The organism is Pseudomonas sp. Eth.TT006, assembly GCF_054456575.1.
Genome location: NZ_JBTJEN010000001.1, coordinates 633,000 through 648,300 on the forward strand (window position 1 = coordinate 633,000; position 15,301 = coordinate 648,300).

Genomic DNA, 15,301 nt, shown 5'->3' on the forward strand with positions numbered 1-15,301 from the left:
CGCTCCCACAATTGGATCCCGGGTGTTCACAAATTTTGTGTTCACTGGAGATCTACTGTGGGAGCGGGCTTGCTCGCGAAGGCCGCGCCTCGGTATTACCTCTTACTGAGCAACAGGCGTGACATCACGCATCGGCTTGCCCTTCACCGGCGCACCGCCAGCCACGTAGTAAGCAGCGTTGCTGCGCGGCAGTGGCTTGCGGCCACGGATCTTGTCGGCAATTTTCTCGGCGATCATGATCGTCGGCGCGTTCAGGTTGCCGGTGGTGATGATCGGCATGATCGAGGCATCGACCACCCGCAGGCTCTGCATGCCGTGCACGCGACCTTCGCCATCCACCACCGCCATCTCGTCGGTGCCCATCTTGCACGAGCAGGACGGATGGAACGCGGTTTCGGCGTGCTCGCGGATGAACTTGTCGAGCTGTTCATCGGTTTGCACTTCGATGCCCGGGCTGATTTCGCGGCCACGGAAAGCGTCGAGGGCTGGCTGCTGCATGATTTCGCGGGTCAGGCGGATGCCGTCGCGGAATTCCTGCCAGTCCTGCTCGGTGGCCATGTAGTTGAACAGGATGCTCGGGTGCTGACGCGGATCCTTGGACTTCAACTGGATGCGACCACGGCTCGGCGAACGCATGGAACCCATGTGCGCCTGGAAGCCGTGCTCTTTAACACCGTTGCTGCCGTTGTAGTTAATCGCCACCGGCAAGAAGTGGTACTGGATGTTCGGCCATTCGAACTCTTCGCGAGTACGGATGAAACCGCCGGCTTCGAACTGGTTGCTGGCGCCGATACCGGTACCGTTGAACAGCCACTCGGCACCGATGGCCGGCTGGTTGTACCAGAGCAGCGACGGGTACAGCGACACCGGTTGGGTGCAGGCGTACTGCAGGTACAGCTCAAGGTGATCCTGCAGGTTTTCACCGACGCCCGGCAGGTCGTGAACCACCGGGATGTCGAGGCTTTCCAGCAGTTTCGCCGGGCCGACGCCGGAGCGCTGCAGAATCTGCGGCGAAGCGATGGCGCCGGAGCACAGCAGCACTTCCTTGCGCGCCTTGGCTTCGACGCGTTCTTCGGCCGAGCCGACCAGGTAACGCACGCCGACCGCACGCTTGCCTTCGAACAGAATCTTGTCGGTCAGGGCGTGGGTGACGATGGTCAGGGTCGAACGCTTTTTGGCGATGTCCAGGTAACCACGGGCGGTGGAAGCACGACGGCCGTTAGGCGTCACGGTGCGGTCCATCGGGCCGAAGCCTTCCTGCTGGTAGCCGTTCAAGTCTTCAGTGCGCGGATAACCGGCCTGCACGCCGGCTTCAACCATGGCGTGGAACAGCGGGTTGTTGCCGGCTTTCGGCGTAGTCACGCTGACCGGGCCGTCGCCACCGTGGTAGTCGTTCGGGCCGATGTCGCGGGTTTCCGCTTTGCGGAAATACGGCAGGCAGTCGAGGTACGACCAGTCTTCCAGACCTGGCAGTTTCGCCCAGCCGTCATAGTCCATCGCGTTGCCACGGATGTAGCACATGCCGTTGATCAGCGAGGAGCCGCCGAGGCCCTTGCCGCGACCGCATTCCATCCGGCGACCGTCCATGTGCGGCTCCGGATCGGTTTCGTAGGCCCAGTTGTAGCGACGACCCTGCAGCGGGAAGGCCAGGGCGGCCGGCATTTGTGTGCGGAAGTCGAAGCGGTAATCCGGGCCGCCGGCTTCAAGCAGCAGAACGGTGACGCCTTCGTCTTCAGTCAGACGGGTCGCCAGGGTGTTACCGGCCGAGCCGGCACCGATGATGATGTAATCGAATTCTTGGGACATTGGATGCACCCTCTTTAGAGTTGGTGAGGTCGCGGTCGCCGGAACGCTGCACAACCTAAGCAGAGGAGGAAACTCTCTGTAGAGAAGATCCTCTGTGGTGAGGGGATTTATCCCCGACCGGCTGCGCAGCAGTCGTAAAGCAGCGAATGAGTTCTGTCTGAATATTTGCATTGTCTGGGTGGGGGCTGCTTCGCAGCCCATCGGGGATAAATCCCCTCGCCACGAGAGCCCCATCCAGACTCTGTGTCAGATCAGAACACCGAGACGTAATCGCCCAGCTCGACCTGTACCGATTTGATGCGGGTGAAGTTGTTCAGCGAGCTGATGCCGTTTTCACGGCCCACGCCCGACTGCTTGTAACCGCCCACCGGCATTTTTGCGTCGGACTCGCCCCAGGCGTTGATCCAGCAGATACCGGCTTCCAGTTGATGGATCACGCGATGTGCGCGGTTCAGGTCTTTGGTGACGATACCGGCGGCCAGGCCGAAGTCGGTGTCGTTGGCGCGGCGGATCACTTCTTCTTCGGTCTCGTAGGAGAGGATCGCCATTACCGGGCCAAAGATTTCTTCACGGACGATGGTCATGTCGTCGGTGCAATCGGTGAACACGGTCGGCGCGACGAAGGCGCCTTTGGCGAATTCACCGTCGGTCAGACGCTCGCCGCCGCAGAGGACGCGGGCACCTTCTTCCTTACCCTTGGCGATGTAACCCAGCACGCTTTCCATGTGGGCGAAGCTGACCAGCGGGCCGAAGTTGGTGTTTTCGTCTTCCGGGTTGCCGATGCGGATGCGCGCTACGCGCTCGACGATCTTGGCCTCGAATGCGGCTTTCAGATGAGCCGGTACGAACACACGAGTGCCGTTGGTGCAGACCTGACCGGAGCTGTAGAAGTTGGCCATCATCGCGGTATCGGCAGCGCGATCGAGGTCGGCGTCGTCGCAGATGATCAGCGGCGATTTGCCGCCCAGTTCCATGGTCACGTCTTTCAGCGACGAAGCCGAGGCGCTGGCCATGACTTTCTTGCCGGTGTCGGTGCCGCCGGTGAAGGAGATCTTTTCGATGCGCGGGTGCTCGGTCAGCCAGGTACCGACTTCACGGCCGCTGCCGGTCAGCACGTTGAACACGCCGTTTGGCAGGCCGGCTTCGGTGTAGATCTCGGCCAGTTTCAGGGTGGTCAGCGAGGTCACTTCGCTTGGCTTGAAGATCATCGCGTTACCGGCGGCCAGGGCCGGTGCGGATTTCCACAGGGCGATCTGGATCGGATAGTTCCATGCGCCGATACCGGCGACAACGCCCAGTGGCTCGCGACGGGTGTAAACGAAGGCAGTGTCACGCAGCGGGATCTGCTCGCCTTCGATCGCCGGCACCAGGCCTGCGTAGTATTCCAGCACGTCGGCGCCGGTGACGATGTCGACGTATTTGGTTTCGGAGAAGGCTTTACCGGTGTCCAGGGTTTCCAGCGCGGCCAGTTCATCGTTGCGCTCGCGCAGGATGTCGACGGCGCGACGCAGGATGCGCGAACGCTCCATGGCGGTCATCGCGGCCCAGATTTTCTGGCCCTTTTCGGCGCTGACCACGGCGCGCTCGACGTCTTCCTTGGTCGCACGTTGCACGTTGGCGAGGACTTCACCGGTCGCCGGGTTGATGGCTTCGAAGGTGGCATCGCTGCCAGCGTCGGTGTACGCGCCATCGATGTAGAGTTTTTGCAGTTCGAAACGGGCCATAGTGTCCTCGCAAGTGCATGAGTGGTTGGCGTTGCCACCGCGATGCCGCTGCGGTGGCGTTCAGGCGCCGAGCGTTTTCTGTGTGCTCTGGCTCGCCTGCTTGGCCAATTGGAAATCCATGTATTCGTAAGCGATCTGTTGCGCCTGCGCCGTGTCGAAAGCGTCTCCCGACAGCGCGCCGCGCAACCACAAACCGTCAATCAACGCTGCCAGTCCACGCGCTGCGCTGCGTGCATCTTCAAGCGGCAGCACCCGGCGGAACTCGCAGCACAGGTTGGAATACAGACGGTGATCGTTGATCCGCTGCAACCTGTGCAAAGACGGCTGGTGCATGCTGGTGGCCCAGAAGGCCAGCCAGGTTTTCATTGCCGGGCCATTGACCTGGCTGGCGTCGAAGTTGCCTTCGATGATCACCTGCAGATGCGCCCGCGGGCTGCTGTCTGCCAGCGCCTGACGGCGCGCGGTGACGTTCTCGCTGAGGACATTCATCAGATACCGCATCGTGGCGGCAATCAGGCCGTTCTTGTCCTGAAAATAGTGACTGATGATGCCATTCGAGACACCGGCCAGACGGGCGATCAGCGCAATGCTGGCGTCCCCCATCCCGACCTGATCGACCGCTTGTAACGTGGCTTCGATCAGTTGTTGGCGGCGGATGGGTTGCATACCGACCTTGGGCATCTTGCACATCTCCTTAGGCCTTCCGGCAGACGAAAAACGCCTGCTGGATTGAGGGCCAGTCTATTTTGTTTTGATTGAACGTTCAATCAACAAAGAATAAGATCTGCGACAAATCGTCGCGATTTACATATTTTTCCTACGTGTAAATGGCGATAAACCGACATCCGAAAATGCTTGAAACCTGCGTGGGGCATGGCGCGGTTCGCTGTTCGATGGACGTGTTGAATGGGCAAGACGCTCAAGGCCAGGTTTCGGATGAACGTCGGGACTTTGGCCACGACAGCTATCACAGCGCCATTTCGGCAGGTTCGGGCTTTTTTTTCGGATGTCTTTATATCACCCGCCGGTCGGCTGCCAACTAACCGATTGGTCGGGTTCCGTGTTGCCTTGTGTTCTTCTCTCGCACTGCCTGGAGCATTTGTGCCATGAGTTCTGCCTCGCTAATAAAGACCCCGCCCGAGAAGGTGACGGTCAACGGTTGGGTGTTCTACACCTCTACCGCGCTGATTCTGTTGTTGACCGCCATTCTGATTATCGCCCCGCAAGAGGCCGGCAGAATGTTGGGTATGGCTCAGGCCTGGTTGTCACGCAGCTTCGGCTGGTACTACATGGTGGTGATCGCCGCTTACCTGGTGTTTGTGGTGGGCCTGGCGTTTTCTTCGTACGGCAAACTCAAACTGGGCAGCAAGGACGACACCCCGGATTTCAGTTACGGCGCCTGGGCGGGGATGCTGTTCTCGTCAGGTATCGGTATTTCGCTGCTGTATTTCGGCGCCTCCGAGCCACTGGATCACTACTTCAATCCGCCGGAAGGCGCAGCGGCCACCAACCTGGCTGCGCGTCAGGCGGTGCAACTGACTTTCCTGCACTGGGGCCTGCACGGCTGGGCGATCTATGCGCTGGTCGGTCTGGCCGTGGCGTACTTCGCCTACCGGCATAACCAGCCACTGGCCCTGCGTTCGGCACTGTATCCACTGGTCGGCGAGCGTTGGGTCAAGGGCGCGGCCGGTCACGCGGTGGACGGCTTCGGCATGTTCGTGACCCTGCTGGGGCTGGTGACCAACCTGGGGATCGGCTCGCTGCAAGTGTCCTCCGGTCTGGAAAACCTGTTCGGCATGGAGCACAGCAACACCAACCTGCTGATCGTGATCATCGTGATGAGCACCGTGGCGACCATCGCTGCCGTGTCGGGTGTGGAAAACGGCATCCGTCGTCTGTCCAACCTGAACATCGTGCTGTTCAGCGGCCTGCTGATTTTCGTCCTGCTGTTCGGCCCGACCCTGCACCTGCTCAACGGTTTTGTGCAGAACATCGGCGACTACCTCAACGGTGTGGTACTGAAGACCTTCGATCTGTATGTCTATGAAGGCGACAACGCCAAGTCCGACCGCTGGCTGGGCCTGTGGACCCTGTTCTACTGGGCATGGTGGATTTCCTGGGCGCCATTTGTGGGCATGTTCATTGCGCGGATTTCCCGTGGTCGGACGGTGCGCGAACTGGTGGCCGGCGTGCTGCTGATTCCGCTGGGCTTCACCTTGGCGTGGCTGTCGATCTTCGGTAACTCGGCGCTGGAACTGGTGATCAACCAAGGGGCGGTGGAACTCGGCAAGACGGCACTGGAGCAGCCTTCAATGGCGATCTACCAGCTGCTGGAACACTACCCGGCGTCGAAAGTCGTGATCGGGGTGTCGATCTTTGTCGGTTTCGTGCTGTTCCTGACCCCGGCCGACTCCGGCGCGGTGATGATGGCCAATCTGTCCTGCAAGGGCGGTAACGTCGATGAAGATGCACCGCACTGGCTGCGGATCTTCTGGTCGGTGGTGATCACGCTGGTGACCATTGGCCTGCTGTTTGCCGGTAACTTCGAGGCCATGCAAACCATGGTGGTGCTGGCCGGTCTGCCGTTCTCGGTGGTGCTGGTGTTCTTCATGTTCGGCCTGCACAAGGCGATGCGCCAGGACGTGCAGATCGAACAGGAGCAGGCGCAACTGGCCGAGCGTGGTCGTCGTGGTTTCAGCGAGCGTCTGACCCAACTGGATCTGCAACCGAGCCAATCGGTGGTGCAACGCTTCATGGACAAACAGGTTAGCCCGGCGCTGGAAGACGCTGCCGCACAGATGCGTGCACAGGGGCTGGAAGTGCAGACGCTGTTGGGTAAGTCCAAGCGCTGCATGGGCGTGCGCGTCGAGATGGAAGAGGGCAATCCTTTCGTCTACGAAGTGAGCCTGGACGGCTATCTGGCAACCCCGACCGAGTCGATGCAGTCCGATGAGCCGCGCCAGCGTTTCTATCGCGCCGAAGTGTACTTGCACAACGGCAGCCAGGATTACGACCTGATGGGCTTCACCCAGGATCAGATCACCCGCGATGTGCTCGATCAGTTTGAAAGCCATCGGCAGTTGCTGGGGCGGGTGTACAGCTAACGCCCGAGTTCGGCGGTGTAGTGAATACACCGCCGAACTATTGTGGTGAGGGGATTTATCCCCGATGGGCTGCGCAGCAGTCCTGAAACCGTCAAACGTAGTTTTCCCGGATGACCGCGATTGACAATTTGGGGCCGCTTCGCAGCCCATCGGGGATAAATCCCCTCGCCACAGGTTCCGTGCTGAATAATCTGTACGAACAAAAACGTCGCGATCTCTCGCGACGTTTTTGTGTGTGCGGGTTTTAGCCCAGGTTCTTGCCCAGCAACGCGTGATACAACTCACTGTCGCCCAGAATCCCCACCACATGGTTGTTATCGTGCAGCACCAGCTTGTTGCCGGTCTGGTAACGAATCTGCAGCGCGTCACGCATGCCGATGTTCGAGTCCACCAACGTCGGTTTGCGCTCCAGCGCTTCCACCGCTTGCCCCGGTGCCCAGTTCTGCAGGTTCAGCACCGACCCGTTCTGCCGTGCACCCTTGATGGTGTTGCCTTCGGCCAGGTCCAGCCAGGAATCGCCACCCGGATCGAGGCACACCGAACCGTTGATGCGTTTGCAGTTGTCCAGTGTGCGCATCAGGCTGCGGCCACACAGGACGTTGAGCGGGTTGGTGTGAGCAACGAAAGTGCGCACGTAGTCGTCCGCAGGATTGAGCACAATCTCTTCCGGCACGCTGTACTGGATGATCCGGCCGTCTTTCATGATCGCGATGCGGCTGCCCAGTTTGAGCGCCTCGTCGAGGTCGTGACTGACAAACACGATGGTCTTGCTCAGCTTGCGTTGCAGTTCCAGCAGTTCGTCCTGCAAGCCCTGACGGATCAACGGGTCGAGTGCCGAGAACGGTTCGTCCATCAATAGAATGTCGGCGTCCATCGCCAGCGCCCGGGCCAGGCCCACACGCTGCTGCATACCGCCGGAAAGCTCATCGGGTTTCTTGTTGCGCCATTGCGTCAGGCCCACCAGTTCGAGCTTGTCGTCGACCAGTTTGCGCCGTTCCTTTTCCGGTCGGCCCTGCATTTCCAGACCGAAACTGATGTTCTCGCGCACTGTCAGCCACGGCATCAGGGCGAACTTCTGGAACACCATGGCGATGCGTTTGGTGCGCATCATCTTCAGTTCGGCCGGGGTGCAGGAAGCGATATCGATCTGCTTGCCTTCGTGCTCGACGAACAGCTTGCCGCGACTCACGGTGTTGAGGCCGTTGATGCAGCGCAGCAGGCTCGACTTGCCGGAGCCGGACAGGCCCATCAGCACGCAGATCTCGCCCTTGTTGATATCCAGGCTGGCCTTTTCCACACCAACGATTTGCCCGGTCTTTTTCAGGATCTCACTGCGGGTCAAACCTTGATCGAGCAGTTTCAGTGCTTCGCGCGGATCCTTGGTGAAGATCACGTCTACGTTATCGAAGCGAATTATGCTCATGCGTCACCCCCTGCTTTGGCGTCGGGTTGTTTGCAGATACGGTCGAGCATGATCGCCAGCAGTACGATCGCCAGGCCGGCTTCGAAGCCCAGGGCGATATCAGCAGTGTTCAGTGCGTTGACCACCGGTTTGCCGAGTCCGTCGGCGCCGACCAGTGCCGCGATCACCACCATCGACAGCGACAGCATGATGCACTGGGTGATGCCGGCCGCGATGCTCGGCATGGCGTGCGGCAATTCGATCCGTGAAAGCAGTTGGCGACGCGAGCAGCCGAAGGCCTTGCCGGCGTCCATCAGTTCTTGCGGGACATCGCGGATGCCCAGGTAGGTCAGGCGGATCGGCGCAGCGATGGCGAACACCACCGTGGAGATCAGGCCCGGCACCACACCCAGCCCGAAGAGGGTCAGGGTAGGAATGAGGTAAACGAAGGTCGGTACGGTCTGCATCAGATCGAGTACCGGACGCATCAGCGTGTAGAACATCGGCTTGTGCGCGGCGACGATGCCCAGCGGCACGCCGATGACCACGCAGACCAGGGTTGCGAACATCACCTGGGCGAGGGTTTCCATGGTTTCCTGCCAGTACCCCAGGTTGAGGATCAGCAGGAACGAGGCAATCACAAAAACAGTCAGCCCCCATTTGCGCTGGATGAAATGCGCGAGCAGGGCGATGAGGCCGATCAAGACGAAGGGATTGAACCAGGTCAGCGCAAACGTCACGCCGTGGATCATCGTTTCCAGTGTCACGGCGATTGCGTCGAAGGTGCTGGCGCCGTGTTGCGTCAACCATTCAACGAAGCCCGCGATGTACTGGCCTAAAGGGATTTTCTGATCAATCAGCATGGTAGTGAACGTCCGCATGCAAGGAATAAACAGCCCGGGCGAGCGAACTCGCCCGGCGTAAGGCAATTACTGTGCGAGCTTGGCTTTCACGGCCTCCAGGCCAGGTTTACCGTCAATGGTGGTCACGCCAGCGAGCCAGGTATCGAGCACCTGTGGGTTCTTTTGCAGCCAGGCTTTGGCGGCTGCGTCAGGCTTCATCTTGTCGTCGAGGATGTTGCCCATCAGGGTGCTTTCCATGTCGACGGTGAACTCCAGGTTCTTCAGCAGCTGACCGACGTTGCTGCATTCGGTGGTGTAACCCTTGCGGGTGTTGGTCGCCACGGTTGCGGCACCGAAATCGGGGCCGAAGAAATCGTCGCCGCCGGTCAGGTATTGAATCTTGAAGCGTTTGTTCATCGGGTGCGGCGCCCAGCCGAGGAAGACCACCGCGGTGTCGCGTTTCTGCGCGCGGTCGACTTGCGAGAGCATGCCTGCCTCGGACGACTCGACGACCTTGAAGCCGGCGTCCTTGAGGCCGAAGGCGTTCTTGTCGATCATGCTCTGGATCAGACGGTTGCCGTCGTTGCCAGGCTCGATGCCATAGATCTTGCCGTCGAGTTCTTTCTTGAATTTGGCGATGTCGGCGAAGTCATGCAGGCCCTTGTCGTACAGCGCTTGCGGTACGGCGAGGGTGTATTTGGCGCCCTTGAGGTTGGTGCGCACCACTTCGACGGTGCCGGCATCGCGGTAGGCCTTGATGTCGTTTTCCATGGTCGGCATCCAGTTGCCGAGGAACACGTCCATGTTCTTGCCGTCGGCCAGCGACTTGTAGGTCACCGGCACCGAGATCATGGTGGTCTTGGTCTTGTAGCCGAGGGCGTCGAGCACCACCGAGGTGGTGGCGGTGGTCGCGGTAATGTCGGTCCAGCCGACATCGGAGAAATTCACGGTACTGCACTGCGCCGGTTCTGCAGCATGAGCCAGTAACGGCAGACTCAGCATGGCGGCCAACAACAACGACGGGGAACCTTTCATGGATGGACTCCTTGGTGTTTTTTTTGGCAGTGTTCCGACTGTGGACCACCGCACTTATAGGTTGCGGTTGGATGGCGTTCTGGAGACAGCTCTACCACGGCGCCTTGCAATCGAGTCATAACGATCATGTACCAGTGAAAATCTGACGCCTACAGGGTGCGTCGTATCCAGTACAGGGATGGTCGTATCTAGTGTCAGTGACGTCGTTTACAGCTTTTTTCAGCCCCGATCAGCCCGCTGAACTGCATAAAAACGGCGCAAATGCGGGACGAAAACGGCGCGGCGCTGGTGGGCATGAGTGCGTCGGTGTCAGACGCCGGACGACCTGACAAAAGCCTGATGATGCGGGCATTCCGGCGGATCGCAGCTTGAGCGTAGCAGCTCCGCCAGCGGGCGCTTAACGCCCGGGAACGGCATCTTCAGGAGCTCTGCAGCAATGGCTATCAGCGTTTTCGACCTGTTCAAAATCGGCATCGGCCCGTCCAGTTCCCACACCGTCGGCCCGATGCGCGCCGCCGCCCTGTTCGTCGAATCACTGCGCGAGCGGCACCTGCTCGAACAGGTGCGGCGGATAGAAGTGCAACTGTTCGGCTCGCTGTCGGCCACCGGCATCGGTCACGGCAGCGACAACGCGGTGATCATGGGCCTGATGGGCGAGTGGCCGGACGCGATCGACCCGTCGCAGATCGGCCCGCGCATCCAGGCCCTGCGTGAAACCCACACCCTGCTGCTGGATGGTCGTCTGTCGGTGCCGTTTGTCTGGGCCCGCGACATGCGTCTGATCGACGAGAACCTGCCGTTCCATCCGAACGCCATGACCCTGATTGCCGAAGGCGATCACGGCGAGATTCATCGTGACACCTACTATTCGGTTGGCGGCGGTTTTGTGGTGGATCAGGCCCAGGCGTCCAGCGGCGTGGTCGATCTGGATCGCACCGAATTGCCCTACGACTTTTCCAGCGCGGTAGAGCTGCTGGAGCTGTGCAAGCGCCATAACCTGCGCGTCGCCGAATTGATGATGGCCAATGAAAAGGTCTGGCGCAGCGAAGAAGAAATCCGCGCCGGGCTGATGAAGCTGTGGCGGGCGATGCAGGACTGCGTCGAGCATGGTCTCAAGCACGAAGGCATCCTGCCCGGCGGTCTGAACGTGCGGCGGCGTGCGGCGAAGTTGCATCGCAGCCTGCAGGAATTGAACAAGCCCAACGTGATCGGCTCGACCCTCAGCGCCATGGAGTGGGTCAACCTGTTCGCCCTCGCGGTCAACGAAGAGAACGCAGCGGGCGGGCGCATGGTCACGGCACCGACCAATGGCGCGGCGGGCATCATCCCGGCGGTGTTGCACTACTTTATGAAGTTCAGCGAAGCGGTCACCGACGCCAACGTCGTCGACTACTTTCTGGGCGCGGCGGCGGTGGGCATTCTGTGCAAGAAAAACGCCTCGATCTCCGGCGCCGAAGTCGGTTGCCAGGGCGAGGTCGGTTCGGCCTGCGCGATGGCGGCGGCGGGGTTGGCAGAGATTCTCGGGGCGACACCGGAGCAACTGTGCAACGCGGCGGAAATCGGCTTGGAACATAACCTCGGCCTGACGTGCGACCCGGTCGGCGGTCTGGTGCAGGTGCCGTGCATCGAGCGTAATGCGATTGCTGCAGTGAAGGCGATCAACGCGGCGCAGATGGCCTTGCGCGGCGATGGTCAGCATTTCATCTCGCTGGACCGGGTGATCCGCACCATGCGCGATACCGGCGCGGATATGCATGACAAATATAAAGAGACGTCGCGCGGTGGGTTGGCGGTCAGTGCGGTTGAGTGCTGAATCAGCAATACCGAGTGGAATTCTTCGCGAGCAAGCCCGCTCCCACAGTGGATCTACAGTGAACACAGAATTTGTGAACACCCGGTTCCAATGTGGGAGCGGGCTTGCTCGCGAAGGCGCCAGACCAGTCAAAACTGCTCACCAAGTGAACACAGACGATAAATCACGCCACCTTTTAGCGCGTCGCAATCAGATAAGAGCCTTTCCCACTCACCCGCACGTTCAACACCCTCTACCGTCCGTCACCCGTGCTTGTGGTGACACTGCGAAACAACCGCGCGCAGGCCCGTTCCCACAAGTGCTACCGATCTGCTCACAGGCAGCGGGGCAGGGCTCTCGACGCCGCTGATGGCACTTCGAAACTCATCTGCCCGGGGGTCTTGAATAGACGCGTCGCGACGTCGTTTTCAGGAGTTATTGAACGGCCATTCAATTTTCGGCATGGCAATTGCTCTGTCATAACAAAGCCCGTCTCCCACGCGAGAACGCCGGCAATAACAAGAGCCTCCGCCTGAGGCCATCACCCGCTTTGTGTGAGGAGATACCGCGATGACGACGTTCAACTCCGGGGCCCAACCCCAGAACCGTGCGCCTCAATCCATCGGCTTTCTGCTGCTGGACAATTTCACGCTGATTTCTCTGGCCTCCGCAGTCGAACCGCTGCGCATGGCCAATCAATTGTCCGGACGTGAGCTGTATCGCTGGAGCACCCTCACCGTCGATGGCGGTCAGGTGTGGGCCAGTGACGGTCTGCAAATCACCCCCGATGCCTCCATGCACAAAGCGCCGCCCCTGGACACCGTGATCGTCTGCGGCGGGATCGGCATTCAACGCACCGTGACTCGCGAGCACGTGTCGTGGCTGCAAAGCCAGGCGCGGCAGTCCAAGCGTCTCGGCGCGGTGTGCACCGGCAGTTGGGCCCTGGCCTGCGCCGGGCTGCTCGACGGTTTCGATTGCAGCGTGCACTGGGAATGTCTGGCAGCGATGCAGGAAGCTTTCCCGCGCGTGGCAATGAGCACCCGTCTGTTCACCCTCGACCGTAACCGCTTCACCAGCTCCGGCGGCACTGCGCCACTGGACATGATGCTGCACCTGATCAGCCGCGATCACGGCCGTGAACTGTCCGCCGCGATCTCGGAAATGTTCGTCTACGAACGCATCCGCAACGAGCAGGATCACCAGCGCGTGCCGCTCAAGCACATGCTCGGCACCAACCAGCCGAAGCTGCAGGAAATCGTCGCGCTGATGGAAGCCAACCTCGAAGAGCCGATCGACCTCGACGAACTGGCGGTGTACGTCGCCGTGTCACGTCGCCAGCTGGAGCGGCTGTTCCAGAAATACCTGCACTGCTCGCCGTCGCGCTACTACCTGAAGCTGCGCCTGATCCGCGCGCGGCAGTTGCTCAAGCAGACGCCGATGTCGATCATCGAAGTGGCCTCGGTGTGTGGTTTCGTCTCGACGCCGCACTTCTCCAAGTGCTACCGCGAATACTTCGGCATTCCGCCACGTGACGAGCGCGTAGGCTCCAACACCACCCAGCAAGTGGCGATGCTGCCACTGCCACAGGCGATCGTGATGTCGCCGCTGTCGGGGCCGATGTCGGCGTTGAGTCAGGCGCGTAACGAGTCGACGTTTGCCAGCGTAAGACTGTAGATCGCGTCACCGTTCTTCGCGAGCAAGCCCGCTCCCACATTCGACCGCGTTCTCATGGGCGGACGCGGTCGAATGTGGGAGCGGGCTTGCTCGCGAATGCGGCCTGTCAGGCGCTATGGCTCTGCTGATAATCCGCCAACGCCGGCAACAACTGCTTGTCGATCGCCTGACGTACCGCCGGTTGAATACTCGCGCCGCTGGTGTACATGTCCTTGACCATCTTGCGCAATTCAAACGCGCGAACATTATCCAGACCGCGCACGGCGCACTCGCAGGCCTTATCGGCGGTGGTGCCACTGGGCACTTGAATCCCCAGAGCCTTGAGCTGGCCCAACAAATCTTCCTGATCGATCAAATCGGCATACATCATGACGCGCATCCTTCTTCGGCAACGGAGGTCGTGGTTCGATTCTGTTAGGCATGGGGAGTGACGGCAAGGGCGATTTGTCGCAGTGGCCGCAACGGCTATGAACAGGTCGTTTTCGGCTAACTCGGTCGAACGGCGAGTGGGCACACTGGCCCCAGCTTGCTACAGACGGTTTGGTCACCCTCGACTGGCAGCTCCTCAACAGTACCCTCTGCCCCGATCCTGTCACGGCTTGTATCGGGGCTTTTTTTGCCTGCGATTCCGGGAGAGGTGTGTTGCTTGATCTGACGCTTTCGCGAGCAAGCCCGCTCCCACAGGTGACCGCGTTCATTCATGGGAACGCGGTGAAATGTGGGAGCTTGCTCGCGAATAAAGCTGACGCGGTCTAGCGTTGCAACACCAATATCCGCGACAACAACTCATCCCGATCAACGTAGCAACCCTGAAAATGCCGCGCCCCGGTGGCCGGATCAAACGCATGGCGCGCGTGCAGCGTGCGGCGGTTGTCGAAGCACCACAGCTCACCCGCATTGAGCCGCTGCATCAGCCGGAACCGTGGCTCGCGGGTCATTGCGATCAGGCGTCGATAGGCGCGATACAACACCGGCATTCGTTCCACCGAGGTATCGAACGCGCCGCGCAGAAAGTTCGCCATGCGTATCTCCGCAACCCGCCCCAGCGCATCCAGCGCGATGATCGGCGCCAGGCAGCGATAGTCGCTGTGGCGATCCTTGTTGCGGAATTCCACCGGGATCTCGCACAGCGCCTTGTACGACGCCGGATCTTCCTGACGCAACGCCTGGGCAATCGCAAAACCGTCGACAAAAATGCTCTCGCCACCCTCGGCATCGTTCACCAGACAATGCAGAAATTGCAGCCCCGGTTGCAGCTCACGCGTCGGCAAGTCGGTGTGCAGCGGCAGGTTGAAAGCGGTGTAGGCATTGCTGTCGGCATCCGCCTTCGATTGCACGTTGAACAGTACGCCGAAGTTGCTCTCGCGGATGAACGAAATACGCTGCGCGATCAGCTTCAGCGAACCCGGCTCGGTGGGCACGCCGCGTACCTGAGTCAGGCCGATGTCGCGCACCGCGATCAACCATTGCAACAGGGCAGCGTTGTCATGCATCAGCGCGGCATAGTCGAACACCGGCAACTGCAAATCGCTGCGCCACAGACAGGGTTGGGGTTTGGCCGCCAGGCGCTCGATCCGGGACGCATCGTCGTAGGCATGGGCGCGCAACCAGCCGGGGTCGAAGCGGCTGCGGTGGCCGTCCTGCCAGTCGACGCGCAGGCAGCCGTCGCTGTCGATGTGGACACTGCCGGGGGCGAGATCCGGCGCTGCATCGACAACCTCGAACACCTGTTCGCGGGTGACGCTGTAGACGCACTGTTCGCACGGGCAGTTATCGCGCAGCCAGACGTGGTGAAACGGGCTGCTACGACCGTCAGCCCATTCAATGGCAACGTGATCCGCCAGGGTCTGCACGCTACCGAGCGCGCTGATCAACGGATAAGTACGGAAATCGGCAACAGCGGCAGCGGTATGCATGGTGGC

General features: G+C 60.5%; 11 protein-coding genes. 3 read left to right on the top strand and 8 right to left on the bottom strand.

Features of this window, described 5'->3' with window-relative positions; genetic code table 11:
* Window positions 1-102 precede the first annotated feature (102 nt).
* The 3 genes from betA to betI form a co-directional block, all read right to left on the bottom strand.
* Window positions 103-1,806, bottom strand: coding sequence for a choline dehydrogenase (gene betA, locus ACXR0M_RS02975; protein ID WP_458829753.1), 1,704 nt, complete (start codon window positions 1,804-1,806; stop codon window positions 103-105).
* Between the two features lie 251 nt (window positions 1,807-2,057).
* Entirely contained in the window at window positions 2,058-3,530 is a 1,473-nt protein-coding gene (gene betB, locus ACXR0M_RS02980; RefSeq protein WP_458829755.1) for a betaine-aldehyde dehydrogenase, read from the bottom strand.
* Window positions 3,531-3,590: 60 nt separating this feature from the next.
* Window positions 3,591-4,211 carry a transcriptional regulator BetI gene (betI, locus tag ACXR0M_RS02985; protein WP_458829757.1) on the bottom strand — a complete coding sequence of 207 codons (621 nt, stop codon included), beginning with the start codon at window positions 4,209-4,211 and terminating at the stop codon, window positions 3,591-3,593.
* Window positions 4,212-4,693: 482 nt separating this feature from the next.
* Here betI and ACXR0M_RS02990 point away from each other — a divergent pair, with 482 nt between their 5' ends.
* Window positions 4,694-6,634: a BCCT family transporter gene (locus ACXR0M_RS02990; RefSeq protein WP_458829860.1), complete on the top strand. Its 1,941-nt coding sequence runs from the start codon at window positions 4,694-4,696 to the stop codon at window positions 6,632-6,634.
* Between the two features lie 244 nt (window positions 6,635-6,878).
* Here ACXR0M_RS02990 and choV read toward each other — a convergent pair whose 3' ends face one another.
* The 3 genes from choV to ACXR0M_RS03005 all read right to left on the bottom strand — a co-directional run bounded on the left by choV (window position 6,879) and on the right by ACXR0M_RS03005 (window position 9,913).
* Entirely contained in the window at window positions 6,879-8,057 is a 1,179-nt protein-coding gene (choV, locus tag ACXR0M_RS02995) for a choline ABC transporter ATP-binding protein (RefSeq protein ID WP_007962646.1), read from the bottom strand.
* The gene (gene choW, locus ACXR0M_RS03000) at window positions 8,054-8,899 is read right to left on the bottom strand and encodes a choline ABC transporter permease subunit (RefSeq protein ID WP_003228993.1); all 846 of its coding nucleotides are present in this window, start codon (window positions 8,897-8,899) and stop codon (window positions 8,054-8,056) included. Before choW ends, choV begins: the two co-directional genes overlap by 4 nt.
* 66 nt (window positions 8,900-8,965) lie before the next feature.
* Complete coding sequence (locus ACXR0M_RS03005; protein ID WP_458829760.1) at window positions 8,966-9,913, bottom strand: choline ABC transporter substrate-binding protein; 948 nt, start codon at window positions 9,911-9,913, stop codon at window positions 8,966-8,968.
* A gap of 436 nt (window positions 9,914-10,349) precedes the next feature.
* Between ACXR0M_RS03005 and ACXR0M_RS03010 the strand changes: the two genes are divergently transcribed.
* Both ACXR0M_RS03010 and gbdR read left to right on the top strand, forming a co-directional pair.
* The gene (locus tag ACXR0M_RS03010; protein WP_458829762.1) at window positions 10,350-11,726 is read left to right on the top strand and encodes an L-serine ammonia-lyase; all 1,377 of its coding nucleotides are present in this window, start codon (window positions 10,350-10,352) and stop codon (window positions 11,724-11,726) included.
* 549 nt (window positions 11,727-12,275) lie between these two features.
* A complete protein-coding gene (gbdR, locus tag ACXR0M_RS03015) occupies window positions 12,276-13,379 on the top strand; it encodes a choline metabolism transcriptional regulator GbdR (RefSeq protein WP_122604372.1) in 1,104 nt (367 codons plus the stop codon).
* A gap of 106 nt (window positions 13,380-13,485) precedes the next feature.
* Here gbdR and ACXR0M_RS03020 read toward each other — a convergent pair whose 3' ends face one another.
* Both ACXR0M_RS03020 and ACXR0M_RS03025 read right to left on the bottom strand, forming a co-directional pair.
* On the bottom strand, window positions 13,486-13,749 hold the full coding sequence (locus ACXR0M_RS03020; RefSeq protein WP_095050250.1) for a hypothetical protein: 264 nt from the start codon (window positions 13,747-13,749) through the stop codon (window positions 13,486-13,488).
* Between the two features lie 382 nt (window positions 13,750-14,131).
* Window positions 14,132-15,295 (bottom strand): gamma-butyrobetaine dioxygenase, encoded by a 1,164-nt coding sequence (locus ACXR0M_RS03025; RefSeq protein WP_458829764.1) that lies wholly within the window; start codon window positions 15,293-15,295, stop codon window positions 14,132-14,134.
* Window positions 15,296-15,301 lie beyond the last annotated feature (6 nt).